Origin of the sequence: Janthinobacterium sp. KBS0711, assembly GCF_000988085.1 — a bacterium.
Classification (GTDB): Bacteria; Pseudomonadota; Gammaproteobacteria; order Burkholderiales; family Burkholderiaceae_D; genus Janthinobacterium; species Janthinobacterium lividum_E.
In genome coordinates, this window is sequence record NZ_LBCO01000010.1 from 103,891 (window position 1) to 129,098 (window position 25,208).

The 25,208-nt window shown below is 64.5% G+C and carries 20 protein-coding genes; 2 read left to right on the top strand and 18 right to left on the bottom strand.

Going from position 1 to position 25,208, the window contains the following annotated elements; all coding sequences use genetic code 11:
- The 8 genes from VM94_RS28885 to VM94_RS05960 all read right to left on the bottom strand — a co-directional run.
- A partial coding sequence (locus VM94_RS28885; protein ID WP_046682713.1) for an FAD-dependent monooxygenase occupies nt 1-1,401 on the bottom strand: 1,401 nt, incomplete at its 3' end.
- Nucleotides 1,398-3,017 carry an AMP-binding protein gene (locus tag VM94_RS05930; protein ID WP_046682628.1) on the bottom strand — a complete coding sequence of 540 codons (1,620 nt, stop codon included), beginning with the start codon at nt 3,015-3,017 and terminating at the stop codon, nt 1,398-1,400. The genes VM94_RS28885 and VM94_RS05930, both read right to left, overlap by 4 nt.
- A gap of 93 nt (nt 3,018-3,110) precedes the next feature.
- A complete protein-coding gene (locus VM94_RS05935; protein ID WP_046682629.1) occupies nt 3,111-3,818 on the bottom strand; it encodes a response regulator in 708 nt (235 codons plus the stop codon).
- An 86-nt stretch (nt 3,819-3,904) separates the two neighbouring features.
- On the bottom strand, nt 3,905-8,068 hold the full coding sequence (locus tag VM94_RS05940; protein ID WP_235432855.1) for a hybrid sensor histidine kinase/response regulator: 4,164 nt from the start codon (nt 8,066-8,068) through the stop codon (nt 3,905-3,907).
- Between the two features lie 120 nt (nt 8,069-8,188).
- Complete coding sequence (locus VM94_RS05945) at nt 8,189-9,358, bottom strand: patatin-like phospholipase family protein (protein ID WP_034751717.1); 1,170 nt, start codon at nt 9,356-9,358, stop codon at nt 8,189-8,191.
- Nucleotides 9,359-9,466: 108 nt separating this feature from the next.
- Complete coding sequence (ggt, locus tag VM94_RS05950; protein WP_046682631.1) at nt 9,467-11,242, bottom strand: gamma-glutamyltransferase; 1,776 nt, start codon at nt 11,240-11,242, stop codon at nt 9,467-9,469.
- Nucleotides 11,243-11,314: 72 nt separating this feature from the next.
- A complete protein-coding gene (locus VM94_RS05955; protein WP_046682632.1) occupies nt 11,315-12,073 on the bottom strand; it encodes a 3-hydroxyacyl-CoA dehydrogenase in 759 nt (252 codons plus the stop codon).
- A gap of 158 nt (nt 12,074-12,231) precedes the next feature.
- Nucleotides 12,232-12,669 carry a hypothetical protein gene (locus VM94_RS05960; RefSeq protein WP_052755554.1) on the bottom strand — a complete coding sequence of 146 codons (438 nt, stop codon included), beginning with the start codon at nt 12,667-12,669 and terminating at the stop codon, nt 12,232-12,234.
- A 282-nt stretch (nt 12,670-12,951) separates the two neighbouring features.
- Between VM94_RS05960 and VM94_RS05965 the strand changes: the two genes are divergently transcribed.
- Nucleotides 12,952-15,021 carry a TonB-dependent receptor domain-containing protein gene (locus tag VM94_RS05965; RefSeq protein WP_052755556.1) on the top strand — a complete coding sequence of 690 codons (2,070 nt, stop codon included), beginning with the start codon at nt 12,952-12,954 and terminating at the stop codon, nt 15,019-15,021.
- Here VM94_RS05965 and VM94_RS05970 read toward each other — a convergent pair.
- The 10 genes from VM94_RS05970 to VM94_RS28120 form a co-directional block, all read right to left on the bottom strand.
- Entirely contained in the window at nt 15,018-15,518 is a 501-nt protein-coding gene (locus tag VM94_RS05970; RefSeq protein WP_046682633.1) for a glycine zipper family protein, read from the bottom strand. The genes VM94_RS05965 and VM94_RS05970 overlap by 4 nt on opposite strands.
- A gap of 14 nt (nt 15,519-15,532) precedes the next feature.
- The gene (locus VM94_RS05975) at nt 15,533-15,955 is read right to left on the bottom strand and encodes a hypothetical protein (protein ID WP_052755557.1); all 423 of its coding nucleotides are present in this window, start codon (nt 15,953-15,955) and stop codon (nt 15,533-15,535) included.
- A 174-nt stretch (nt 15,956-16,129) separates the two neighbouring features.
- Nucleotides 16,130-18,253, bottom strand: coding sequence for a sodium-translocating pyrophosphatase (locus VM94_RS05980; RefSeq protein ID WP_046682634.1), 2,124 nt, complete (start codon nt 18,251-18,253; stop codon nt 16,130-16,132).
- 179 nt (nt 18,254-18,432) lie between these two features.
- Nucleotides 18,433-19,089 (bottom strand): adenylate kinase, encoded by a 657-nt coding sequence (gene adk / locus VM94_RS05985; protein ID WP_034782090.1) that lies wholly within the window; start codon nt 19,087-19,089, stop codon nt 18,433-18,435.
- 244 nt (nt 19,090-19,333) lie between these two features.
- Nucleotides 19,334-20,089 carry a 3-deoxy-manno-octulosonate cytidylyltransferase gene (gene kdsB, locus VM94_RS05990; RefSeq protein ID WP_046682635.1) on the bottom strand — a complete coding sequence of 252 codons (756 nt, stop codon included), beginning with the start codon at nt 20,087-20,089 and terminating at the stop codon, nt 19,334-19,336.
- Between the two features lie 2 nt (nt 20,090-20,091).
- Nucleotides 20,092-20,268 carry a Trm112 family protein gene (locus tag VM94_RS27710; protein WP_010395789.1) on the bottom strand — a complete coding sequence of 59 codons (177 nt, stop codon included), beginning with the start codon at nt 20,266-20,268 and terminating at the stop codon, nt 20,092-20,094.
- Nucleotides 20,249-21,304: a tetraacyldisaccharide 4'-kinase gene (gene lpxK / locus VM94_RS05995; RefSeq protein ID WP_046682636.1), complete on the bottom strand. Its 1,056-nt coding sequence runs from the start codon at nt 21,302-21,304 to the stop codon at nt 20,249-20,251. The genes VM94_RS27710 and lpxK overlap by 20 nt, the downstream gene beginning before the upstream one ends.
- A gap of 112 nt (nt 21,305-21,416) precedes the next feature.
- Nucleotides 21,417-21,857 (bottom strand): ExbD/TolR family protein, encoded by a 441-nt coding sequence (locus VM94_RS06000; protein ID WP_046682637.1) that lies wholly within the window; start codon nt 21,855-21,857, stop codon nt 21,417-21,419.
- On the bottom strand, nt 21,854-22,459 hold the full coding sequence (locus tag VM94_RS06005) for a MotA/TolQ/ExbB proton channel family protein (protein ID WP_034751738.1): 606 nt from the start codon (nt 22,457-22,459) through the stop codon (nt 21,854-21,856). The genes VM94_RS06000 and VM94_RS06005 overlap by 4 nt, the downstream gene beginning before the upstream one ends.
- A 545-nt stretch (nt 22,460-23,004) precedes the next feature.
- Nucleotides 23,005-23,454, bottom strand: a complete 450-nt coding sequence (locus VM94_RS28120; RefSeq protein WP_138828895.1) for a hypothetical protein — start codon at nt 23,452-23,454, stop codon at nt 23,005-23,007.
- Between the two features lie 333 nt (nt 23,455-23,787).
- Here VM94_RS28120 and xseA point away from each other — a divergent pair, with 333 nt between their 5' ends.
- Nucleotides 23,788-25,149, top strand: a complete 1,362-nt coding sequence (xseA, locus tag VM94_RS06010) for an exodeoxyribonuclease VII large subunit (protein ID WP_046682638.1) — start codon at nt 23,788-23,790, stop codon at nt 25,147-25,149.
- Nucleotides 25,150-25,208: the final 59 nt, after the last annotated feature.

Consider the following 25,208-nt stretch of genomic DNA (forward strand, 5'->3'; position numbering starts at 1 on the left):
GCGCGCGTCCGCCGACACGCACGTCATCTCGGCAAACACGAGGCCCGCGCCGCCCATGGCGCGCGCGCCCAGGTGCATCAAATGGTAGTCGCCCGCCACGCCATCGACGGCGCTGTACTGCGCCATCGGCGAGACGGCGATGCGGTTTTTCAGCAACACGCCGCGCAGCCGGAACGGCGTGAGCATGGGCGGCAATGGCTCTTGCGACAGCGTCACGCCAGCCTGCTCGCCCGCGCGCCGCGCCAGCCACTGTTCATAATCGGCCACGTATGCGGGGTCGCGCAGGCGCAGGTTTTCATGCGAAATGCGCTGGCTGCGCGTGAGCATGGAATAGGCGAACTGCGGCGCTTCCATGGCGCTGTAGCGCTCGACGTTTTCAAACCATTCCATGGAATTGCGCGCCGCGCTCTGGATTTTCAGCACCTCGATGGCACGCAGTTGCTGGTAGGCGGCCAGCGCAGCGTCGGCATCCCCATGCTGGCCGAAGCAGCGCGCCAGCTCGATGGCGTCTTCCAGCGCCAGCTTGGTGCCGGAGCCGATCGAGTAATGGGCCGTGTGGGCAGCATCGCCCATCAGCACGACGGGCACGCCATCCTGGTGATGCACCCATTGCCGGCAGACGATGCGCGGAAAGGTGATCCACTGCGCCGAACCGCGCAAGTGCGGCGAATTGCTCAGCAAACCGTGGCCGTCGAGCTCCTCGGCGAACAGGGCTTCGCAAAAGGCGATGCCCTCTTCCTGGCTCATGGCGTCCAGGCCCGCGGCGCGCCACACGTGTTCGGGCGTTTCGACGATGAAGGTGGAAGTATCTCCATCGTATTGATAGATATGCGCCTGGAACCAGCCGTGCGGCGTCTGGCGGAAGGCAAACGTGAACGCCTCGAATTTCTTGCGCGTGCCCAGCCAGATAAAGCGGCAATGGCGCTGGTCGACTTCGGGCTGGTAGCTGGCCGCATAACGCGTGCGGATACGGCTGTTCAAGCCGTCGCTGGCGATCACCAGGTCGGCGCCGTACTGCTTCGCGATGGCCTGGTCGTCCTGCACTTCCGTCTCGAACACCAGCTGCACGCCGAGTTCCTCGCAACGCGCCTGCAGGATGTTGAGCAGGCGCTTGCGGCCGATGCCGCAAAAGCCATGGCCGCCGGATCGCACGGTCTCGCCCTTGAAGTGGATCTCGATATCGTCCCAGTGGTTGAAGGCCTGCAGGATGGCGCGCGCCGTCGGCTCGTCCGCATTGGCCAGGTTGCCCAGGGTCTGGTCGGAAAACACGACGCCCCAGCCAAACGTGTCGTACGGGCGGTTGCGCTCGATGACGGTGATGCGGTGATCCGGGTTCTGCTTTTTCATGAGCAGGCTGAAATACAGGCCGGCGGGGCCGCCGCCGATGCAGACAATATTCATGGGGTGTCCGTGCGAAGTTTGAAGCGCTGCAGCTTGCCCGTTTCCGTGCGCGGCAGCGAAGGCAGGAAGCGGATGGCGCGCGGATATTTATACGGGGCGATCTGCTGGCGCACGAAGTCCTGCAGTTCGGCCGCCAGGGCATCGCTGGCCTGGCTGCCGTCTTTGAGCACCACGTGCGCCTCGACGATCTGGCCACGCTCGGCATCGGCGCGCCCGACCACGCCGCATTCGGCCACGGCCGGATGGCGCAGCAGCGCCTCTTCCACCTCCGGACCGGCGATGTTGTAGCCGGCCGAGACGATCATGTCGTCGCTGCGCGAGCGGTAATAAAAATAGCCGTCAGCATCCATCTCGAAGGTGTCGCCCGTCAGATTCCAGCCGTTCTGCACGTACTCGCGCTGGCGCGAATCGGACAGGTAGCGGCAACCGGTGGGGCCTTTCACGGCCAGGCGGCCCGTCACGCCGGGCGGCTGCGGCACGCCCGCATCGTCGACGATGCACGCCTGGTAGCCGGGAATCGCCTTGCCGATGGCGCCGCGGCGGATGCCCTCGCCCGTGGCGGAAATGAAGATGTGCAGCATTTCGGTCGCGCCGATGCCGTCCGTCATGGCCAGGCCCGTGGCCGCCTGCCAGGCGTCGCGCGTGGCCAGCGGCAGCGCTTCGCCGGCCGACACGGACAAGCGCAGGCTGCGCAAGTCGTGGCTGGCCGCCAGGGGTGCCATCTGGCGGTAAAAGGTGGGGGCCGTGAAGCAGATCGTTGCTTGATAGGCGCCGATGGCGCGCAGCAGGCCCTCGGGCGTGAGTTTTTCCAGCAGTACGGTGGCCGCGCCGAAGCGCAAGGGGAACAGCAGCAAGCCGCCGAGGCCGAAGGTGAACGCCAGCGGCGGCGTGCCGATGAAAATGTCGTCGGCGCGCACCTGCAGCATGGAGCGGGGAAAGCAGTCGCAGATGGCCAGCAAGTCGCGGTGCATGTGCATGGTGCCTTTCGGGACACCCGTCGTGCCCGAGGTAAAGCTGATCAGGCAGACGTCGTCGGCCGCCGTGTCGCATGCCGCAAAGGGCGCAGCGTGGGCCGCCATGCGCCGCTCCAGTTCCGCGTCGTCGGCGCCAAAGCACAGCATGGGCGGCAGGGATGGCACCGCGTCGAGCTCCGCGCGCAAACCCTGCGCGCACAGCACGGCGTTTACTTCCGCCTTGCTCACGATGGTGGACAGTTCGCGCGCCCGCAGCAGCGGCATGGTGGGCACGGCGATGCAGCCGGCCTTCAGCACGGCCAGCAGGCAGGCCGCCATCATGGGAGTATTCGCGCCGCGCAGCAGCACGCGGTTGCCGGGGATCAGGCGCAGGTCGCTGCGCAGCACGTGGGCGACGCGGTCGACATGCCGCGCCAGCTCGGCGTAGCTCCAGCGCTGGCCGTCGGCCAGGACGGCGGTACGCTCGCCGCCGCCATTGGCCACGGCAGCATCGAGCAGCGCGGCGACGCAATTGAGGCGCGCCGGATACTGCAGCTCGGGCAAATCAAGGCACAGCTGCGGCCAGAGTGCGCGCGGCGGCAAATGCGTGCGCGCAAAGTCGTCGTGGGGAGATGCGGCGGTAGGCGAAGGGTCGCTGCTCATGCTCATCCTGGCGGGTAGCGGGCGCGTGCACAAGGCCCGGAAGCAGATACTTTAAACCTAAAGTATTTTTCCAGCAAGCAGAAAACAGCAGATTCAGTCGGCGCAGTCCTGCTGTAACAAACGCGCCTGCTGCGCCACGCTGCGCGCCAGCGCGGCCAGGGCCGTTTGCATCTGCTCGCCGTCGAGCACCGCCGACTGCAGCAGTGCGCTCATGCCGGCCTCCGCGCCATGCAAGCCCAAGGTGCGGCAACCGAGGTGCAGCCGTTCCAGCTGCTGGCGCGCCTGGGCCGGCTCGCCACGGGCCAGCAAGGCGTCGACCTGTTCGCTGGCACCGCCGATCTGCCCCTGGAAGCCCGTCAAGTAGGCCAGCAGGCGTTCGCTGTCGATGCCCAGCCGCTGCAAGGTATCGCGCGGCGCCTCGGCCGGCAAGGCGGAAACGTCGAAGCAGGCGTCGATATGCTGGCGTACCTGCTCCGGCTGGAAGGGCTTGACGATGTAGCCGGCGGCGCCGGCCTGCACGGCGTCGCGCACCGTGTCCTGGTCATTGGCCGACGAGACGAGCACCAGCGGCATGGCGTCGAGCGCGCTGTCGGAGCGGATTTTCTGCAGCAGCTCCATGCCGGACAGGCGCGGCATGCGCAAGTCGCAAAAGCACAGCGAGGGACGCAAGCCGCCTTCGAGCTGCTCCCACGCGGCCGCGCCATCCTCGGCTTCCACGATATCGTGCACGCCGCAGCTGTCGATCAGGTGCATCAGCACCATACGCGACACGACATCATCGTCAACCACCAGTACTTTCATTGCTTTCTCCATTGGCGGCAGCGTCAAGGTGCCTGGCCATATTCTACCCAGTTTCGCCGCGCGCCCGATGGCCGGCATTGCCTATTTTACATTTCCTGGCCCGAAACGGCTATTTGCGCCAACAGTGCGCGCAATTGCGGCAAATGCAGGGCCACCTGCGTCCAGCGCCCGCCATCCGCCGCCTCTTCCATTTCCGTGCACAGCATGTGCAGCTGCGTTTCATCGAGATAGGCGGCGCTGCCCTTCAAGCCGTGCAGCAAGCGCCCGGCGTTGTCCTTGTCCCGCGCCGCCAGGGCGTCGTCGAGTTCGCGCAAGCGGCCCTCGAGGTCGGCGACGAAGGCGACGCGGATGCGCCGCTGCAGTTCGCCGCTGCGGATGGACTGGGAAGGCGCCGGAACAGGAACTGCCGGCGCGATGCCGAACAGGGCGTCGAGTTCGGCCTGCCCCCGCGCCGCGCCGCGCGGTGCGTTCGAGGGCATGCGCGGCAACATGAAACCGCGCTGCAGCTGGCGCTCGATGGCGCGCGCCAGCAAGCCATGCAGCGCCGCCTCGTCCACCGGCTTGCTGAGGAAATCATCCATGCCGACGCCAAGATAGCGGCTGCGGTCTTCTTCGCTGGCGTTCGCCGTCAGGGCCACAATCATCAATTCCTGGTCGCGCACGGGCTGGTCCGGCCAGCCGCCCACGCGGATCAATCGCGTCGCCGTGGCGCCGTCCATCTCCGGCATGCGCCCGTCCATCAGGATCAGGTCATAGCGCGTATGCACGCAGGCCGCCACCGCCAGCACGCCGTTGGCGACCACGTCGACCCGGTGTCCCAGTTCTTCGAGCATGACGCGGATGATGATCTGGTTGGTGGGGAAGTCTTCCGCGCACAGCACGCGCAACTGGTGGCTGTGCGGCGCCAGCGCCACCTGCGGCACCAGCGGCGGCGCCACACCATCGGCCAGCGGCAAGGTAAAGGCAAACGTGCTGCCCTGCCCCGGCGTGCTGGCCACTTCGATCTCGCCATCCATCAGTTCGACCAGCTGGCGGCAGATCGCCAGGCCCAGTCCCGTGCCGCCGTAGCGCCGCGTGGTGCTGGCGTCGGCCTGCTCGAACTTCTGGAACAGGCGCGCCATCGCATCGGCATCGATGCCGATGCCGCTGTCGCTGACGCTAAAGCGGATCAGGTTGACCTTGCGCCCGCCGCTGCCGCTGGCCACGCCGGCCCGCTCGACGCAGACGCTGACGCCGCCGCGCTGGGTGAACTTGAAGGCATTGCCGACCAGGTTGACCAGCACCTGGCGCAAACGGGTCGGGTCACCCACGACGAAGGGCGGCAGGTCGGGCGCGAAATCGATGGAAAAGCCGATGCTGCGCGCGGCCGCCTGCTCTTCGAACAGAGTGACGACCGTCTCGATGGCCGCGCCGAGCGCGAAGTCGATGTTTTCAATACTCAGCTTGCCCGCCTCGATCTTGGAAAAGTCGAGCAAGTCATTGATGATCACCAGCAGCGACTGGGCATTGGCCTGGCCGCGCAGGATCTGTTCGCGCGTGGCGTCGTGCAGCTGCTCGTCGCGCAGGGCAAAGCCCAGCATGCCGATCACGCCGGCCAGCGGCGTGCGCATCTCGTGACTCATGTTGGCCAGGAATTCCGATTTCTGGCGCGTCGCATCCTCGGCCTTGCGCTTGGCCTGGCGCAGGCTTTCCTCGTTTTTCGTCAGGCTGCTGTTCACTTGCGCCAGCTTTTCCGACTGGGCCAGCACTTCAATCTCCTTGCTCTGCAACTCGGCCGTGCGTTCGCTGACCTGCTTTTCCAGTTCATTCTGCTGATGTCGCAGCGCCCGCACGCGCTGGCGGTAGGCGCCATACACGGCGCCCAGCAGCAGCGCCGCCATCAGGGTGCGGAACCACCAGGTTTTCCAGAACGGCGGCAAGATCGTGATGGCCAGGGTGGTGCCGCTCTCGTTCCACACGCCGTCCTTGTTGGCCGCCTTGACGCGAAACACGTAATTGCCCGCATCGAGGTTGGTGTAGGTGGCAAAGCGCCGTCCCGCATCCGTCATGACCCAGTCCTGGTCGAAGCCTTCGAGCCGGTAGGCGAACATGTTGCGCTGGGGCGCGGCGAAATGCAGGGCCGCGAATTCCAGCGAAAAGACGCTTTCGCGACTGGTCAGCACCAGCTTGCGCGTGTGGTCGATGGCCGTCTTGAGCACGTGTGCGAACTCGCCGCGGCCGATACCCACGGGCTTATTGAAAATCTGCAGCTCCGTGACGGCCACCAGCGGCGGCACGCGGTTGTCGTGGATATCCTGCGGCATGAACGCCGTCATGCCGTTGAAGCCGCCGAAATACATGGTGCCGTCCGACGCGCGCAGGGCCGCGCCATCGAAGTACGAGCCTTCCACCGTGCCGTCCGCGCTGTCGTAGTTGCGAAACAGGCCGCTGCGCATGTCGAGCCGCGTGATGCCGCTATTCGTGCTCAGCCACAGCTGCTCGTTGTCGTCGCCGAGGATGCTGGCGACGGCGTCGTCGGCCATGCCATCCTTGCGCAGGAAACGGCGGAAGCGGATCTCGCCTTTCGCGTCGACGTCCATGCGGTTCAAGCCATTGGCCGTGCCCACCCACAGCACGCCGCGCTTGTCCTCGTGCAGGAAATGCACTTCGTCGTGGCTGAGGCTCTGCGGGTTTTGCGGGTCGTGGCGAAAATGCCGGAAGCGGCCGCTGGCGCGGTCCAGCAAGTCCAGGCCGTGGAAGGAACCTATCCACAGCCGCCCCTTGCCGTCTTCCAGCACGGGCCGCACCATGTTGTCGGACAGGCTGTTCGGGTCGGCCGGATCGTGGCGGTAAGTGGTAAAACGCTTGCTGGCGGGATCGAAACGATGCACGCCGCCCCGCGTCGAGACCCACAGCATGCCGCTGCGGTCGCTGACGATATTGCGGATGGTGTCGCTGTTCGGGTCGCCAGCGGCAAAGCGCATGGTAAAGAAGCGTTCCAAGGCCGGATCGAAGCGGTGCAAGCCCGTCGAGCCGCCCACCCACAGCACGCCGTCCGGCGCCTTGTACAGGGTCGTGACCTGCTCGTCGCGCGACATGCCGGGCGCGCTGCGCAGGTCGAACAGGCGCGAGCTGCCGTCGCGCGTGTCGTACAGTTTCAGGCCGCCCTTGGTGGCCAGCCACAGCTTGCCATTGCCCGCGTCGGCCACGGCGCGCACTTTCTTGTCGGCCAGCGCGCCCACGTCGCCGGGGGCGCGCGCCATGCGCGAAAAGCCGCCGCTGCCCAGGTCGACCCGGCTCACGCCGTTGTACCAGGAGCCGACCCAGAAAGTGCCGGCGCGGTCGCGGTACAACGATGACAGCTGGTTGTCGGCGACGCTGAACTTGTCGCCCGTCTGGTGGCGGTATTGCAGGAAGGTGCCGCTTTCGGGCAGCCAGCGGAACAGGCCATCGGCATTGCTGCCCAGCCAGACGGTGGCGTCGACATCCTGGTACAGGCTGGCCACGCGGATGGCGGAGAAGCCATGTTTCTCGCCGAAGCGCACTCTCGATTGCGGCGGCTGGCCGGCGGCGCCCAGGCGCCAGCGCTCGGCGCCGGCCATGGTGCCTATCCACAGGTTCTGCTGGCGGTCGATCAGCAGCGACTGGATCACGTTGTACTTCGAGCCGGGCGTCGCGTCGACGGCGAAATGCTCGAAGCGCTCGCTGCCCGGCGCCAGCATGTCCAGGCCCGTGACCGTGCCGATCCACAGGCGCTGCTGCGCGTCCAGCGCCAGCGCCTTGATTTCATTGTCGCCCAGGCTGTGCGGGTTGCCTTCTTCATGGTGCCAGGTGCGGAAGTGGCCCGTGGCGGGGTCGAAATGCTGCAAGCCGTCCGAGGTGGCGATCCAGAAGCCGCGCGCGCCATCGTCGAGAATGGCGTGGATATGCCGGTTGCCGTTGCCGCGCTTGCTCTTTTCGGCGGGGCCGTAATGGATGAAGGCCTGGCTGGCGGCGTCGAAACGGTCCAGGCCATTGTCCGTGCCCACCCATAGCTGGCCCTGGCTATCGACATGCAGTTCGCCCACCCAGTTGTCGGCCAGGCTGGTCTTGTCGCCCTCGATATTCTTGTAGACGACCATGCGGTAGCCGTCGTAGCGGCTCAAGCCGGACTGGCTGCCGAACCACATATAGCCTTGCCGGTCCTGGGCGATGGCCAGCACCGATTCCTGCGCCAGGCCCTGGTCAACGCTGAGCTGGTCGAAACGCAGGGTGGGCGCAGGCCCCGCCACGGCCCATCCGCCCATCAGCAGAATTAATAGTAAGGCAACATCGAAAACACGTCGAAATACCAGCACAATCGTCCTGTCAAAAAAAACGCGAAAAACCCGCACGCCGCTCCAAGGGCCGTCTCAAGAACCAAAAAACGCCAGTACATCGTCCTTGCGGGCCTGCGTATCGCGCTGTCCAAGACGGATCAGCTCGTTAGTATACGTCGATTCGAACAATAAATACGATGCCAGCGCCGCCCCGCGCGCTTCGGCCGCGCCGATGCCCGACAACATGGTGCGGATGGGACGCGGCAAACTGCCGATATGCCGGCTGGCGATGGCGTCGAGCCGCTCGGACGGCGCGATGACCAGCAATTCCACGGGTCGCAAGGCCGTCTTGCCCAGCAATTCGGGCGGCAGCATGGACAGGGTCAGGTTGATGCGGTTCAGGCGCTCGATGTCGACGGCCAGGCCATCGAGAAAGATCGACGACAGCGCATGGCCGGCGATCTGCGCCAGGCTCGGGTAGCGCGCCGCTTCGGACGCGGCGGGCGCCGGTTCCGTCATGCGCCCCGCGCCCACCACCAGCACCTTGTTCGCGCCCAGGTGGATGGCCGGCGAGATCGGCGCCAGCTGGCGCATGGAACCGTCGCCGCAGTATTCGCGCTGGCCGCCCACGTACAGGGGCACGGCGGGGAAGATGAAGGGGATGGCGGCCGAGGCCAGCAAGTGCTCCACGCCGATCTGGTCCGGCAGGGCCAGGCGCTGCGTGCGCACCCAGGGCGCGATGTCCTCGGCCGTCTGGTAAAACGTCATGTGCCGGCTGCCCGAATACGACGACGCCGTCACGGCCAGCGCATGCAGCAGGCCGTCGGCCAGGGCCGCGTCCAGGCGCGGCAGGTCGAGCATGCGGTGCAGCAGGCTGACCAGCGGGGTATTGTCGAGCAGGGAACTGGGCGGCGACGCATGCCACTGGCGCAGCAGCCAGCCAAACGACAGCAACGAGAGCCAGCGCGCGCCCGAACGGATCACGCCCAGCGAGTCGGCCCGGTAGACTTGCTCGACTTCGATGTGCTGCCACACGTCGAGCAGCTTTTGCACGCCTTCGCCGAAATTATCTGCGCGGCAGGCCAGCGCCGTGGCGTTGATGGCGCCGGCCGAGGTGCCGCAGATGATGTCGAACGGGTTGCGCGCCGGGGCCCAGCCCGCTTCCCACAGAATCGCTGAAATCGCCTGCAGCACGCCCACCTGATAAGCGGCACGGGCGCCTCCTCCCGTGAGTATCAAGCCTGTTTTATTTTGCATTCCCATGCCGGCAGATTAGCAGGGTCTGGATGCTTTGTGGAAAAGATTAGGGGTCAGACCCGTCGGGTCTGACCCCAGCTTTTGCCTTTGGGCTAAACAGTAACAATCAAAAAATCAATCTCCCCTGACCATCCCTTCACGCCGTGGATCCGCTCCCCCAAACCAGAAATCCTTGCCATGCGCATTCAGGCGCATGATGCCCTGCAAGCCCGAGTTCTGTTCGATCACGCGCACCTCGTGGCCCATGGCCTGCAGCGCCTCGACTTGCGCTGCCGGCGCGCGGCCCTTTTCCAGTTCCGTCGGGCCGTTGCGGCTGCCGAAGTTCGGCAGGCTGATCGCCTGCTGCACGTTCAAGCCCCAGTCCATGGTGCCGACCAGTACCTTGGCGACATAATTGATGATGGACGAGCCGCCGGGCGAACCCGTGGCCAGCACCAGCTTGTGCGTGCCCTTCTCGAACACGAGGGTGGGCGACATGGCGCTGCGCGGACGCTTGCCCGCTTCGACCCGGTTGGCGATCGGGCCGTCCGCATCGCGCGAATCGAACGAGAAATCCGTCAGCTGGTTATTCAGCAGGAAGCCGTCGACCATCTGGCGCGAACCGAACGCGTCTTCCACGCTGGTGGTCATCGACAGGCCGGCCCCAAAAGCGTCGACGGCCACCAAGTGCGACGTCGACGGGCGCTGCAAGGCGTTGTCCATGCCCCACGCCACCTGCATGCCGGGCGGCGTGCCGGGCAAGGCGCGGCCCATGGATTTCTCGCCGATCAGGGAAGCGCGCTGCGCCAGATAGGTTTTATCGAGCATTGAGGCGACGCCATTGCCAGGCAGCGGCACGAAGTCCGTATCGGCTACGTAGCGGTTGCGGTCCGCGTAGGCCAGGCGCCCCGCTTCCGAGAACAGGTGGATCGCTTGCGCATCGAGCACGCCGTCGACGGGTGCATACGGACGGATATCCTTCACTTCCAGGATGCCCAGCATCTGCGCGATGGCGATGCCGCCCGACGATGGAGGCGGCATGCCGCACACGGTCCAGGCCTTGTAATCGCTGCAGACGGGCTCGCGCACCTTGGCCTTGTAGCCGGCGATGTCGGTCGCCGTCAGCTTGCCCGGGTTGGTCGGATGCGACGCCACCTTGGCGGCGATGTCGCGCGCGATGCGGCCGTTGTAAAAAGCGTCGGCGCCGCCACGGGCGATCTCGCGCAGGGTGCGCGCCAGTTCCGGATTCTTCAGCACGTGGCCGACGGGCCAGGCCTTGCCCTCTTTGTCATAGAAATACGCGGCGGCGACAGGATCGCGCTTCAGGGCCTGGTCCCAGTTCAGCAAACCATTGAGGCGCTGGCTGACGGGAAAGCCGCCGTGCGCCAGCTTGATGGCGGGACCGAACAGGGTGGCCCACGGCAGCTTGCCGTGTTCCTTGTGCGCCAGTTCCAGCATGCGCAGCACGCCCGGCGCGCCCACGGAACGCCCGCCCACCACGCCCGTGGCGCGCGAGACGGGGCTGCCGTCCGCATTCTGGAACAAGTGTTCATCGGCGGCGGCCGGCGCCGTTTCGCGCCCGTCGAACGCCTGCACGCCCTTGGCCGTGGAGTACAGCAAAAAGGCGCCGCCGCCGATGCCCGACGATTGCGGCTCGACGAGGGTCAGTACCAGCTGCGTGGCGATGGCCGCGTCAATGGCGCTGCCGCCCTTTTTCAGCATCTGGTAGCCCGCATCGGCAGCCAGCGGATTGGCGGCGGCGACCATGAATTTCTGCGCCGCCCAACCCGATTTTTCCGCATACGCGGTGGCGACTTCCGGCGCCTTTTGCGGCACCTCGGCAAATACGGGACTGGCAGCCAGGGCTCCCAGCAAGGTCAGGCTCAGCGCCAGCGGCTTCAATGTGATCATGCTTACTCCGGTAAAGATACCCGGGTATGCTACCTCAAATGCCGGCCACGGCGCTGCACCCTGACCGAGGGCTTACTTCGGTTGCATGCGGATCGCGCCATCTAAACGTATCGTTTCGCCATTGAGCATGACGTTTTCCACGATGGCTTTCACCAATTGCGCATACTCTCCGGGCTTGCCCAAGCGCGATGGGAACGGCACCATCTTGCCCAGCGCATCCTGCACTTCGGCCGGCATGCCGAGCAGCATCGGCGTTTCGAAAATACCGGGCGCCACCGTCATCACGCGGATGCCGTTGCGCGACAGGTCGCGCGCCATCGGCAGAGTCAATCCCACCACGGCCGCCTTCGACGACGCGTAGGCCGCCTGGCCGATCTGCCCATCGTAGGCCGCCACGGAAGCCGTGTTGATGATGATGCCGCGCTCGCCTTCAACGGTGGCATCCTGCTTGGCCATGGCGTCGGCCGCCAGGCGGCACATATTGAAGGTGCCCACCAGGTTGATGTTGACGACCTTCTGGAACAGGGCCAGCGGATGCGGGCCGTCCTTGCCCACGGTTTTCACGGCGGGCGCCACGCCGGCGCAGTTGACCAGGCCGCGCAAGGTGCCCAACTTGGTCGCTGCCGCCACCACGGCCATGCCGTCTTCTTCCGACGTCACGTCGCATTGCACGAACACGCCGCCGAGTTCAGCGGCCAGCGCCTGGCCCGCCTCCGTCTGCACGTCGGCCAGCACGACCTTGCCGCCAGCCGCCGTCAGCATGCGCGCCGTGGCCGCGCCCAGGCCCGATGCGCCGCCCGTGATGATGAATACATTGTCTTGAATCTGCATGAAATCTCCTGAGTATGCTTAGTAATAAGGGCCGTGTTCCCGGCGCCTGATGGCTACATGGTGCCATAGTTACGTTTACGTAAACGTAATGTCGGCGACAATTGTAGCCATTTTTGAGCGCACCGCGCGAAAACTTGCAGGACCAGCCTATGGCAGGACTAAAAACACTGGATGAAAGCGCCATTACGGTGGCAGATTCGCCCGTTGGCGTCGAGCGTGGCATTGCCCGCGCCGTTGTAGCGCGCGCCGGCAGCATCGCGGCAACCGCCCGTGTCGCAGGCGCCGATGGGCTGTGGCGCACGGGGCATGGGCACGGCCGGGCTGGGCGGCAGGGGTGCCACGGGCACGACAGGAGGTACAGGCTGCGCCGGCATGCGGCCGATCACCTGCGTCACGGAACGGCGCGGCTGCACGGGCGGCGCCGGTCGGCATGGCTCCTCTAGCAGCTTGCCGCTGTCGCGCGGGTCAAGCTGGCATACGGGCAAAGGTTCAGGCAAGGATTCGGCGGGCGCCGGCGGCTCCTGCGACCAGGCATGGCCGCCAGCGAGCAGCATGGCGCAGGCCAGCCCCGGCATCGCTTTTTTCATCGTCTTCATGCCGCCTCTCCAAGCATCGATCTCATGGCGTTCATTATTGGCACACGCCGTGACAGATGCCAGCGCGCGTAACAATTTCTCACGCTTGTAGCTGCCGTGCACATGCTGCAACGGTGTTTTATTTCCTTTCAGCACTTTCCTTCTTGCCAGGATAGCATTACAATAAGAACGATTCTTATTCTCATTAGCAGAATGAGAGCGCAGTTTATTGCATTTTCAATCATTCATACCCGAGCCACCCGGAAGGCAGCCAGGAAAAAAACAACATCCGGAAAGTTCACCATGACCAAGCGCAGTCCCGCCTTCGCAACCTTCGCAGTCCCCGCCGCCATTCCCGCCCGTCCCCGCCATTGCGCCACCCTGCTCCTGCCCTGCCTGCTGTCCTTGGCCGTCAGCAGCGCCTGGGCCGAAGGCAATGTGGCCGCCGACCCGACCATGAACACGGTGGTGGTCACCGCGTCGGGCACGGCCATCGACATCAAGGATGCGCCGGCCAGCATCAGCGTCATCACGCGCGAGGAAATCGAGCGCCAGCCCGTGTACGACCTCAACACCCTGCTGCGCCGCATCCCCGGCGTGACGGGCGGCACCAGCCCGGTAGGCGAAGAATCGAAGATCAAGCTGCGCGGCCTGCCCGACAAATACACCTTGATCCTCGTCGACGGCAAGCGCGTGGGCAGCTCGGCCGACACGGCTTACCGCCCGGACCTGGGCCGCCAGGACTTGAACTGGATCTCGCCCGACATGATCGAGCGCATCGAAGTGGTACGCGGACCCATGTCCTCGCTGTACGGCTCGGACGCCATGGGCGGCGTGATCAACATCATCACGCGCAAGGTGCCGGGCAAGTGGAACGGTTCGGCCACGGCCAACTACACGCAGCCGCAAGACAGCGGCCGCGGCACGGCGCACCAGCTGGGCGTGAACTTGGCCGGTCCGTTATCGGACACGGTCGGCATGCGCCTGGGCGTGGGCCAGACGCGCCAGAATCCCGATGAAAAAGCCATCGGCAAATCGGGCGGCATCGGCGGCGAACGCAACCAGACTGTCACGGGCCAGCTGAGCTGGGCACTGGACAAGAAGCAGAACCTGACGCTGGACGCCAGCTACGGCAAGCAGCAGTCGACGGATTCGACCACGCTCGACGCGGACGGCTACCCGCTGTTTGGCGCCTGGGGCGCGAGCAAGCTGATACGCAAGAGCGCCAGCATCGGCTATGAAGGCCGCTGGGATTTCGGCAAGGCCATGGTCAACCTGTACCACAACGATTTCGACAACGAAGTCGTCGGCACGGTGGCCAAATCCAAGGACAGCACGCTCGACGCCAGCCTGGAAAAACGGGTCGGCTGGGGCGGCATCGAGCAAATGCTGGTGATGGGCGGCCAGTGGAAGCACCAGGAACTGACGAACACGGACACCATCGGCACCATCCCCACCGACTACCTGGGCAACCCCGTCAGCGGCGCCACCCTGTCCGGCACCACGTCGGCCCTGTTTGCGGAAGACCAGCTGTTCCTGCGCGACAACCTGACGGCCACGGCCGGCCTGCGCCTCGACCATCACAGCAAGTTCGGCAACCACTACAGCCCGCGCCTGTACCTGGTGTACCACCCTGCCCCCGCCTGGACCATCAAGGGCGGCGTGTCGCAAGGCTTCCGCGCCCCGAGCCTGAAGGAAAACTCGCCGGCGGCGGCCACGCAGTCGGGCGGACGCGGTTGCGGCAGCCTCAAACCGCTGGGCTACATCACGGGTGGCTGCTACATGGCCGGCAATGCGGACTTGAAGCCGGAAACGAGCACGGCCGGCGAGATCGGCGTGGCGTGGGAACAGAATGGCTGGGACGTGGGCGTGACGTACTTCCACACGGATTTCAAGAACAAGATCGACTACGCGCCGCTGGGCTTTTACCAGAAGCAGTGGTGGACCAAGATGACGAATATCCAGAAAGCGCGCACCAGCGGCGTGGAAGCGACGGCCACCATCCCGCTGACGAAAAACCTGAACTGGCGTAACAACGTGACCTACATGGCGGAAGCGAAGAACCTGACAACGGGCGCCAACCTGCTGTCGACGCCGAAACTGTCGTGGTACTCGGCCCTGGGCTGGCAAGTCAACGACCAGCTGTTCGGCGAAGTATCGGCCCAGTACACGGGCAAGGAACTCGACGCGGGTCAGGCGGCCAACAAGGCCTACACCATCGTCGACACGGTCGTGTCGTACAAGGTTACGCCCAAGTGGACCGTGCGCGGCGGCGTGGAAAACCTGTTCAAGAAAGGCCCGCTGGCCGATGGACTGGTCGACTATTATGTGCCGGGACGGCGCATGTTCGTCGGCCTGACGTCGCGCTTCTAATAGCGGGGCGGCGGCGTATCGGGCGGCGGCGTGGCGGCATTGGCCGGCACGCTGCCCAGCATCTGCCCGGCGACGGGCACCTTGTGGCCGCTCGCGTACATGCATTGCTGGTAGGCGTAGTCATAGCGGCGCTGCATGCCATACGCGGAACTGTCGGCCGCGCCCGTGCCCGCCAGCGCGCCAAAGACCAATCCCGTGCCGGCACCCACGCCGGCACCATGGCTGCCATCGATGGCGGCGCCGGCCACCGCGCCCAGCACCGTGCCCAGCGCCGCACTGCGCACGCCGCTGTCGGCCGCGGCCTGCTGGGCCGAACTGCCGCCCAGCTGCGCCTGCGCATAACCGCGGCAACTGGCGTCATCGCCCTGGAATTGCGCGAAACTCTTGCCCGTACCGGGCAAGACCATGGCCGACGGCCCTTGCGGCATCACCGTGCATGCCGCCAGCACAAGGGGCGCCAGCACGCCCCCACACACTGCGCCTGTTTTCCCGTTCATGTCGCACCTCGCCTTCAGCGCACGCTGCCCGGCGCCACAGCGCGCCACGGCAGCGTGCAACTTGTCACGTAGGGATAATAGCCTTGCGGCTGGCGGCAGTAGTACCACATTGGCGCCGTCGGCACCCCGCCCTGCTCGACATACACGGGCGGCGCGACGGGCAGCGGCTGCACCACGACCGTGCGTCCGTACGGATGGCGGTACCACGGGTCGCCGTACCAGCCCGGCCCGTAGCCCCAGCTCGAACCCATCCATATACCCACATGCGAGCGGCCATGGACATGGCCGTGCCCGTGATGGCCGTGATGGCCGTGAAAGCCGTGTCCGCCGTGCCGGCCATGTCCGCCGGGATCGGCCCAGGCGCTGCCGGCCAGCGCCAGCCCCACCGCCACGGCCAGCCCCCGCATCAGCCAGCGCCGTTTGCTCTCCTTGTCCATGATGCCTCCTGCTGCCTGAAGTGACTTCCTTCATTATTGGCAGGCGGCTGGCGCAGGCAAGGCGCTGTAACATTTGCTCACTTTTGATACGCGCAAGATATGGAACCCAGGAAATTTTGATGTCCCCAATGTGAAACAGCCCCGTGGCAGGGGCTGTTTGAGGTAAAACGCGTTTTATTGCGCCGGCAAGCTTTGCACCGGTGTGGCCGGCGCCAGGATGGGCGGCACGGGCGCGTGGATCGGTGCCGGCGCCTTGACCGCCAGCCAGCCCGTGGCCGGCAGCAGCGGCACCAGCAGCAGGGCCACGATATTGATAATCTTGATCAAGGGGTTCACTGCGGGACCGGCCGTGTCCTTGTACGGGTCGCCCACCGTGTCGCCCGTGACGGCCGCCTTGTGCGCATCGGACCCCTTGCCGCCGAAGTGACCATCCTCGATGTATTTCTTCGCATTGTCCCAGGCGCCGCCGCCCGTGGTCATGGAGATGGCCACGAACAGGCCCGTGACGATGGTCCCCATCAGCAGGCCGCCCAGGGCCGCTGGCCCCAGCAGCATGCCCACGACGATGGGCACCACCACGGGCAACAGCGAGGGCACGATCATTTCACGGATGGCCGACGCCGTCAGCATGTCGACGGCCTTGTCGTATTCGGGCCGCGCCGTGCCTTCCATGATGCCCTTGATGTCGCGGAACTGCCGGCGCACTTCCACCACCACGGCGCCGGCCGCCCGGCCCACGGCTTCCATCGCCATGGCGCCGAACAGATACGGTATCAGGCCGCCGATGAACAGGCCCACGATGACCATGGGGTTCGACAGATCGAAGGTGATGTGCTGGCCCACGGATTCGAGCGCATGCGTGTAGTCGGCAAACAGCACCAGCGCGGCCAGGCCGGCAGAGCCGATGGCATAGCCCTTGGTGACGGCCTTGGTCGTGTTGCCGACGGCGTCGAGCGGATCGGTAATGGCGCGCACGGAGTCGGGCAGGCCCGACATTTCCGCAATGCCGCCCGCGTTGTCCGTGATGGGACCATACGCGTCGAGCGCGACGATGATGCCCGCCATCGACAGCATCGACGTGGCCGCAATGGCGATGCCGTACAGGCCCGCCAATTGATACGAGACGAGGATGGCGATGCAGACGGCCAGCACCGGATACGCGGTGGACTTCATCGATACGCCCAGGCCGGCGATGATGTTGGTGCCGTGGCCCGTCGTCGACGCTTCGGCAATGTGGCGCACGGGCTTGAAGTCCGTGCCCGTGTAGTACTCGGTGATGTACACCATCAGCCCCGTGAGGACGATGCCGACGACGGTGGCGCCCAGCATCTTGTAGCGCATGGCGTCATCGGGCCACAGCATCCACGTGACGACGGCAAAGCCGACCAGCGACAGGCCGGCCGCCCACCACAGGCCCGTGTACAGGGCCGACATGATCTTCGCACCCGGCTTGGTCTTGACCATCGAGCAGCCGACGATGGAAGCGAGGATGGACACGGCGCCCAGCAGCAGCGGGTAGATGATGGCCGTGCTGCTTGCTTCTGCCATCAGCAAGGCCCCCAGCAGCATGGTGGCGATCAGGGTCACGACATAGGTCTCGAACAGGTCGGCCGCCATGCCGGCGCAGTCACCCACGTTGTCGCCCACGTTGTCGGCGATGACGGCCGGGTTGCGCGGATCGTCCTCGGGGATGCCCGCTTCGACCTTGCCCACCAGGTCCGCACCCACGTCGGCGCCCTTGGTGAAGATGCCGCCGCCGAGCCGCGCGAAGATGGAAATGAGCGAGGCGCCGAAGGCCAGGCCGATCAACGGTTTGATCAAATCATGCTGGGTCAGGCCGGGCGCGCCCGTCGTCACCAGCAGCCAGTAGAACAGGGTCACGCCCAGCAGGCCCAGTCCGACGACCAGCATGCCCGTGATCGCCCCGCCCTTGAAAGCCACGTTCAGCGCCTGGTTGATGCCCAGGGTGGCCGCCTGCGCCGTGCGCACATTGGCCCGCACGGAGACATTCATGCCGATGAAGCCGCAGGCGCCCGACAGCACGGCGCCGATCAAAAAGCCCAGCGCCGTGTGCAGGCCAAGCAGCACATAGATGGCGATCAGGAGCACCACGCCGACGATGGCGATGGTGCGGTACTGGCGCGCCAGGTAGGCGGCCGCGCCCTGCTGGATGGCCAGCGCGATTTCCTGCATGCGCGCGTTGCCGGGATCCTGCCTCAGGATCCAGCTGCGCGACACCAAACCATAAATGACTGCGACCACGCCGCAGGCTACCGCAAACCACAAACTGGCTGCCATATCGTCCCCTTCTGTTTTTATCCGACGTCATTGCCAACAGCTGCAGACCGCACCGGGTAGGCACGCGCAGCCAGGAAAACACGACCTGCAAAAAAACTGAACCACGAAAACGATACGGCGCCCGCCTGAAGCGCGGGCACAAAAAAAGCGGACACTCAGGTCCGCTTTTCAAACACTGCTTATTCCGCCAGGGCGGCAAATGCGCTGTCGCGGATTTGCTCGACCGGACCGACGCCGGCGATGCGGCGGTATTTCGGCGCGCCTGGCAGGCCGGACTTGGCCCAGTCATTGTAGTAACCGAGCAAGACCTTGGTCTGGTTGTGGTACACGTCCAGGCGCTTCTTGACCGTTTCCGCCTTGTCGTCGTCGCGCTGGATCAGCGGCTCGCCCGTGATGTCGTCGATGCCGTCGACCTTGGGCGGATTGAATTTGACGTGGTACACGCGGCCCGAACCCGGGTGGCTGCGGCGGCCGTCCATGCGTTCGATGATCGACGCGTCAGGCACGTCGATTTCCAGCACGTAGTCGACATTGATGCCGGCATCTTTCATGGCGTCCGCTTGCGCGATGGTGCGCGGGAAGCCGTCGAACAGGTAGCCATTGGCGCAATCGGCTTCCTGCAGGCGGTTCTTGACCAGGCCGATCATGATGTCGTCCGACACGAGGCCGCCCGCATCCATGACTTTTTTCGCTGCCAGGCCCAGTTCCGTGCCTTCCTTGATCGCCGCGCGCAGCATGTCGCCCGTGGAGATTTGTGGAATATTGTATTTTTCTTTGATGAAGTTAGCTTGGGTGCCCTTGCCGGCACCGGGTGCTCCTAAAAGTATCAGACGCATTGAAAAGTTCCTAAAAAACAGATTTTGGATGGTGGTATGTGTAATTATTTTTAGATGATGTTGCTATGGCTATCTTTCCCTACGAAACTTACCACAAAAAATCCCCGGAGCGCCAGTTTGCTGTCGATTTGCTATGCCCTGATTGATCAAAGCCAGCAATTATCGAAGCGGACGTTTCAAAATGTGGTTTTTACTGTAGGCGCGCAAAACTTTATTTGCACGCCTGCCGTTTTGCGGGTAGCGCTTACAGGGCGCCGTAGTGGGCTTGCACCCTGGCAAGATCTTCCGGCGTGTCGACACCGGCGGCCGGCGCCGAGACCGTGACATGCACAGCGATGGCATAGCCATGCCACAAGACGCGCAACTGCTCCAGCGCCTCGATCGCTTCCAGCGGCGACGCGGACAGGCCGGGATACGTTTGCAGGAACGCATTGCTGTAGGCATACAGGCCGATATGGCGCAGCGGCACGTAGCCGGCCGGCAAGCTGTCTTTCGACTGTGCGAAGCCGTCGCGGTGCCACGGAATCGTCGCGCGCGAGAAATACAAGGCGCGGCCATTTTTATCCAGCACGACCTTGACCACGTTCGGGTTGAACGCATCGGCCACGTCGTGCAGCGGATGGGCGCACGTGGCCATGGGGACGGCGGCGCTGATCTGCGCCGCGCAGGCGGCCAGCAAGGCCGGGTCGATCAGCGGCTCGTCGCCCTGCAGGTTGACGACGACGGCGTCCGGCGGCAGCTCGAGCGTGCGCGCCACTTCGGCGATGCGGTCCGTGCCCGACGGATGGTCGCTGCGCGTCATGCACACTTCCATGCCATGCGCGGCGCAGGCGGCGCGGATGGATTCGTGGTCGGTGGCGACGATGACGCGCGCGGCACCCGACAGGGCTGCCTGCTCGGCCACGCGCACCACCATGGGTTTGCCGCCCAAGTCGGCCAGCGGCTTGCCCGGCAGGCGCGTCGAGGCCAGGCGGGCCGGGATGATGACGATGAACGCCATCGTTATTCCACTGCGTCTTGCAGGGTGCGCGCTTCGTCCGCCCACATGATGGGGATGCCATCGCGGATAGGATAGGCGAGGCGGTCGGCGCGGCAAATCAGTTCCTGCGCCTTCTTATCGTGTTCAAGCGGACCCTTGCAAACAGGGCAGACCAGGATATCAAGCAGTCGAGCGTCCACGACATTTCTCCACAATTTGTTGGGCCAGCGCGCTATCGATGCGCGCACTGACGGGGACGACCCACAGTCTCGGGTCGTCTTTGAGATGTTCAATTTGCGCACATTTTACTGCATCCTTCTCGGTGATCAAGATCACATCCGTGTCGAGTGCCGCAAATGGCTGGTCGAGGAAGTCGTGATGATCGGGCAAGGGCAGTTCCGTGAAGTCCAATCCGGCGCCGCGCAGCATGGCAAAGAAGCGCTGCGGGTTGCCGATGCCGGCCGCCGCCACGATGCGCCGGCCGCTGGCCGCCAGGGTTGCAAGCGCCACGCTTTCACTGCGGTTCACCATGCGCTCGGCCACGCCGCCGGCCAGCAGCATCTGCACCACCAGCCCGCCCTGCGGCGCGACCCTGGCCACCAGATCCGGCGCCAGCTCGGGCGCATTGATCACCGTCACGTCGCGCCGGCGGCGCGGCGATTCGCGCAGCGGGCCCGCCGGCAGCAGCCAGCCATTGCCCGCGCCGCGGCCGTCGAACAGCACGATTTCCACGTCGCGCCGCAAGGCGTAATGCTGCAAGCCGTCGTCCGTCACCAGCACGTCGACGTCCGGGTGCGCGGCCAGCAGCGCCCTGCCCGCTTGCGCGCGGTCGCGCCCCACCATCACGGGGCAGCCGCCGCGCTGGAAGATCAGCAGCGGCTCGTCGCCCACCTGCTGCGGCGTGGAAGCAGCGGTGACGGCGCGCGGCGAACGGTCGGCGCTGCCATGGCCGCGCGAAATGACGCCCGGACGCATGCCCGCGTCGCGCAAGGCTTGCACCAGCCAGATCGTCAGCGGCGTCTTGCCCGTGCCACCGATAAAAATGTTGCCGACGACGACGACGGGCACGGGCAGTCGCGCGGATGTCAGGAGGTTTGCCTGGTACAGCCCGCGCCGCACGGCGCTCAGGGCGCCGAACAGCAGGGAGACGGGCCACAGCGCGCACGCCAGCGGGCCGCGGCGCAGCCAGGCGCGGGTCAATGTGGTTTCAAGCTTGGCGGGGGAGGATGTAGGCATGGAGGATGACGTAAAAATGGGGTAGGTCGGATTAGCCGCGCTGCCAGGCGCTGCGTAATCCGACATGCTCGGCGGCGGCTTTGTCGGCTTACGCCGTGCCGGCTAAACCGACCTACTTGCCACCCGCTTGCGCCGCGAACGTCAGCTTTTCATAGCCGGCCAGGCGCGCCGCTTCCATGACGTGGATGACCATCTGGTGCATGGCGAACTGGTCGGCGTTGACCACGACCACGGGCGTCTGCGCCGGGACCTTGCCGCCATTGGCTGCCTTTGCCGCGTTCTGCAAGGCGTCGGCCAGGCCGGCCACGTCGCGGAACGAGACGGGCTCGCGGTTGACCGTGTAGTTGCCCTTGGCGTCGATGGTGACGTCGATCTGCTGCGGCTTCTCTTTCGCCTGCTCGGCGTCGGCCGTCGGCAAGGTGATCTGCAGCTCCGTAAACTTGCTGTAGGTGGTGCTGACCATGAGGAAGATCAGGATCACCAGCAGCACGTCAATAAACGGGATCAGGTTGATTTCGGGGTCTTCACGCCCCTTGCCTTTGCGGAAATTCATTTGCGGCCACTGTGGACGATGTCGACGAACTTGACGGCTTGCTGCTCCATGTCAATGACGAAGCTGTCGACGAGGGCGCGGAAGTGGCGGTAGAAGACGAGGGTCGGCATGGCGATGGCCAGGCCGAAGCCCGTGTTATACAGGGCCACCGAAATACCGTGCGCCAGTTGTGCGGGATTCGAGCCGCTGGCGTTTTGCGAACCGAAGATTTCAATCATGCCCACCACCGTGCCGAACAGACCCATCAGCGGCGCCAGGGTGGCGATCGTGCCCAAGGTCGTCAGGAAACGTTCCAGCGTGTGGGCCACGCCGCTGCCCGCCTCTTCGATCGATTCCTTCATCACCTCGCGCGGCGCGTCGACGTTGCGCAGGGCGGCGGCCAGCACCACGCCCAGCGGCGAATTGCTTTCCAGCTTGGCCACCGTATCCGGCGTAATCTTGCCGCTGCGATACACCTGCACCACTTCATCGAACAGCTTGCGGGGCAGGATCTTGGCGCGGCGCAAATACAGCAGGCGCTCGATGATCAGGGCCAGGGCGACGATGGAAGCGATCAACAACAGCCAGATGGGCCAGCCAGCGGCTTGAAATATAGCGAGCAAAAGAAACTCCTGGTAAAGGGAAGGCGATGGAGCGCCAGAACAGCCTGTATTGTACCGAGCGCCGAAGTCCGATTCTACGTGCGCGCAGGAATGGCGCAATGTAGCGCGTTGCCGCGCCGGCGGCAAGTGGCGCCTGCATGGCACTTGTCCCCAGCGTGCGGCAAGCGCCCCCTCCCGACGCACAGTTTTGCACACTTTGTGTGGATAAGATTGTGAGCAAGCATGAAGTACAACATGCAAGCCATTGATTTACAGGGCTTTTATCACGCTGCGCAAAATACAGGCATAGCAGCTTATCGACAGTAGTCAATGTCAATAAATTAACACTTGAAGAGTTCTGCACATTTACTGTGGACAAGATTGTGCGCAAAGCCGAGGAATGTAATCAAGTCATTGATTTGAAAGGAAATTAAATCGATGCGCAAAAAAGTGGCAGTCACGCGCAATCGGCGGCAGATAAGCCATCAAAGTTCTGCACACAATCTGTGGACAAGATTGTGCGCAAGCTCAAAGATAGACGCTAAGTACATTGATTTATATCGTTTTTATTGCCATGCATAAAAATGTGGCAGAGGCCGGAAAGCAGGGTTTTCCACGTCCGATTTCACTTCCAAAACGGCAATTTTCCACCGCCAGCGCAGTTCCACACATAAAGTGTGGATAAGATTGTGAGCAAGCCGATTGACTCCATGCAAGAGCATTGATTTTAAAGGGATTTTTTTCTCTGCTGAAAAATAAGGCAGCAATTCGGCATGTTCACGCGGTGGAAAACCCGGACAAGCCACGAAACGGTTTATGCAGTTTTGCACACATTCTGTGGATAAGATTGTGAGCAAGGAGCGCGGTGCGATGCTATACCCTTGATTTATATGGCTATTTTTATGCTGCGCAAAATTCAGGCAAGCCATGCCATGGGCCTTCCAGTGGATAAATCCGGCGCCGCGCCAGAGTTCTGCACATTTTTTGTGGATAAGATTGTGCGCAAGGCCATGCATGGCATACTAAGCGCTTGATTCATAGGCACTTTATTTCCGTGCGCAAAAATGTAGCAAGGCATTTTTATCGCTCAATCCAAGCCAGCCCGGTCATGTTTTTCCAAGGCAAAAAGTTCCGCACACTTTCTGTGGATAACTTTGTGCGTAAGTGGCAGGAGCTACACTGATGTGCTTGATATTAAAGGTTTTTTTCCCTGTGCACGTAAATCAGGCATACGGGAATTCGTCATGAAATCAATTACTTAGAAATAGAACTTGTTGTTTTGCGCGATATATGACATAAGCATGACCTCGCCGATAATATGTGGACAGTTCCCTTCCGCTCCCAGCTTTATGATGACCGACAACCCGACTGACAGCGGCTTTGCCGCCCCACCCGTGCTGACCGTCAGCGCCCTGAACCAAGCCGTCGCGCGCCTGCTCGAGCGCTCGTTCCCCCTGACCTGGATCGCCGGCGAGATTTCCAACTTCACGCGCGCCGCTTCCGGCCACTGGTACTTCACCCTGAAGGACGATGGCGCCCAAGTGCGCGCCGTGATGTTCCGCGGCCGCGCCCAGTACGCGGGCTTCACGCCGCGCGAAGGCGACAAGGTCGAAGTGCGCGCGCTCGTCACCCTGTACGGCGCACGCGGCGATTACCAGATCAACGTGGAAGCCATTCGCCGCGCCGGCGTGGGCGCCCTGTACGAAGCGTTCCAGCGCCTGAAGGAAAAGCTGGCCGCGCAGGGACTCTTCGACCAGGAGCGCAAGCGCGCCATCCCCATGTTCGCGCGCAGCATCGGCATCGTCACCAGCCCGCAAGCGGCCGCCCTGCGCGACGTGCTGATCGCGCTCAAGCGCCGCGCACCGCACGTCAACATCATCCTATATCCCACGCCCGTGCAGGGCCAGCAGGCGCCGGAAAAAATCGCGCACGCCATCCGCACGGCATCGACAAGGGCCGAGTGCGACGTGCTGCTCGTGTGCCGTGGCGGCGGCAGCATCGAGGATCTGTGGTCATTCAACGATGAAGCCGTGGCCCATGCGATTGCCGACTGTTCCATGCCCGTGATCAGCGGCGTGGGACACGAGACGGATTTCACCATCGCCGACTTCGCGGCCGACCTGCGCGCGGCCACGCCGACGGCGGCGGCCGAACTGGCGGCCACGCCGCGCGCCGACTGGATGGCTTCCCTGCGCGCCGATGCGGCCGATTTGCGCCGTGCCATGCGCCGCAGCCTCGACGACGCGGCGCAAACCCTGGACCGCCACAGCCGCCGCCTGCTCAACCCGAAGGCGCAGCTGCAGCAGCAGCGCTTGCAGTTGCTGGCCCTGTCGACGGCCATGACGCATGCGGCGCGCGCGCCCGTGAACCAGTCGCAGTACGCGCTGGAACGTCTGCGCTCGCGCTGGGCCAACCTGCGGCCCGACGTCACGGCAGCGCGCGCGCAACTGCTGGAAGCCCAGCGGCGCAGCGGCGCGGCCATGGCGCAGCAGCTGGGCCAGCGGCGCCACCGCCTCGACGGCCTGACGGCGCAGCTGGAACTGCTCAATCCCCAGCGCACCCTGGAGCGCGGCTACGCGATACTGCGCGATGAAAAGGGGAATATCGTGCGCTCGCCGGCGCAGCTGCAGGCGCGCCAGAACGTCAATGTACGCCTGGCCGAAGGCAGCGCGCAGATCGGCATCGCCAGCGTGCAGGCGACGTTAGAATAAAAAAGGCCGGGGAAGAACCCCGGCCCAACACCTTCCCTACTGAGTGGACTGCTACCGCA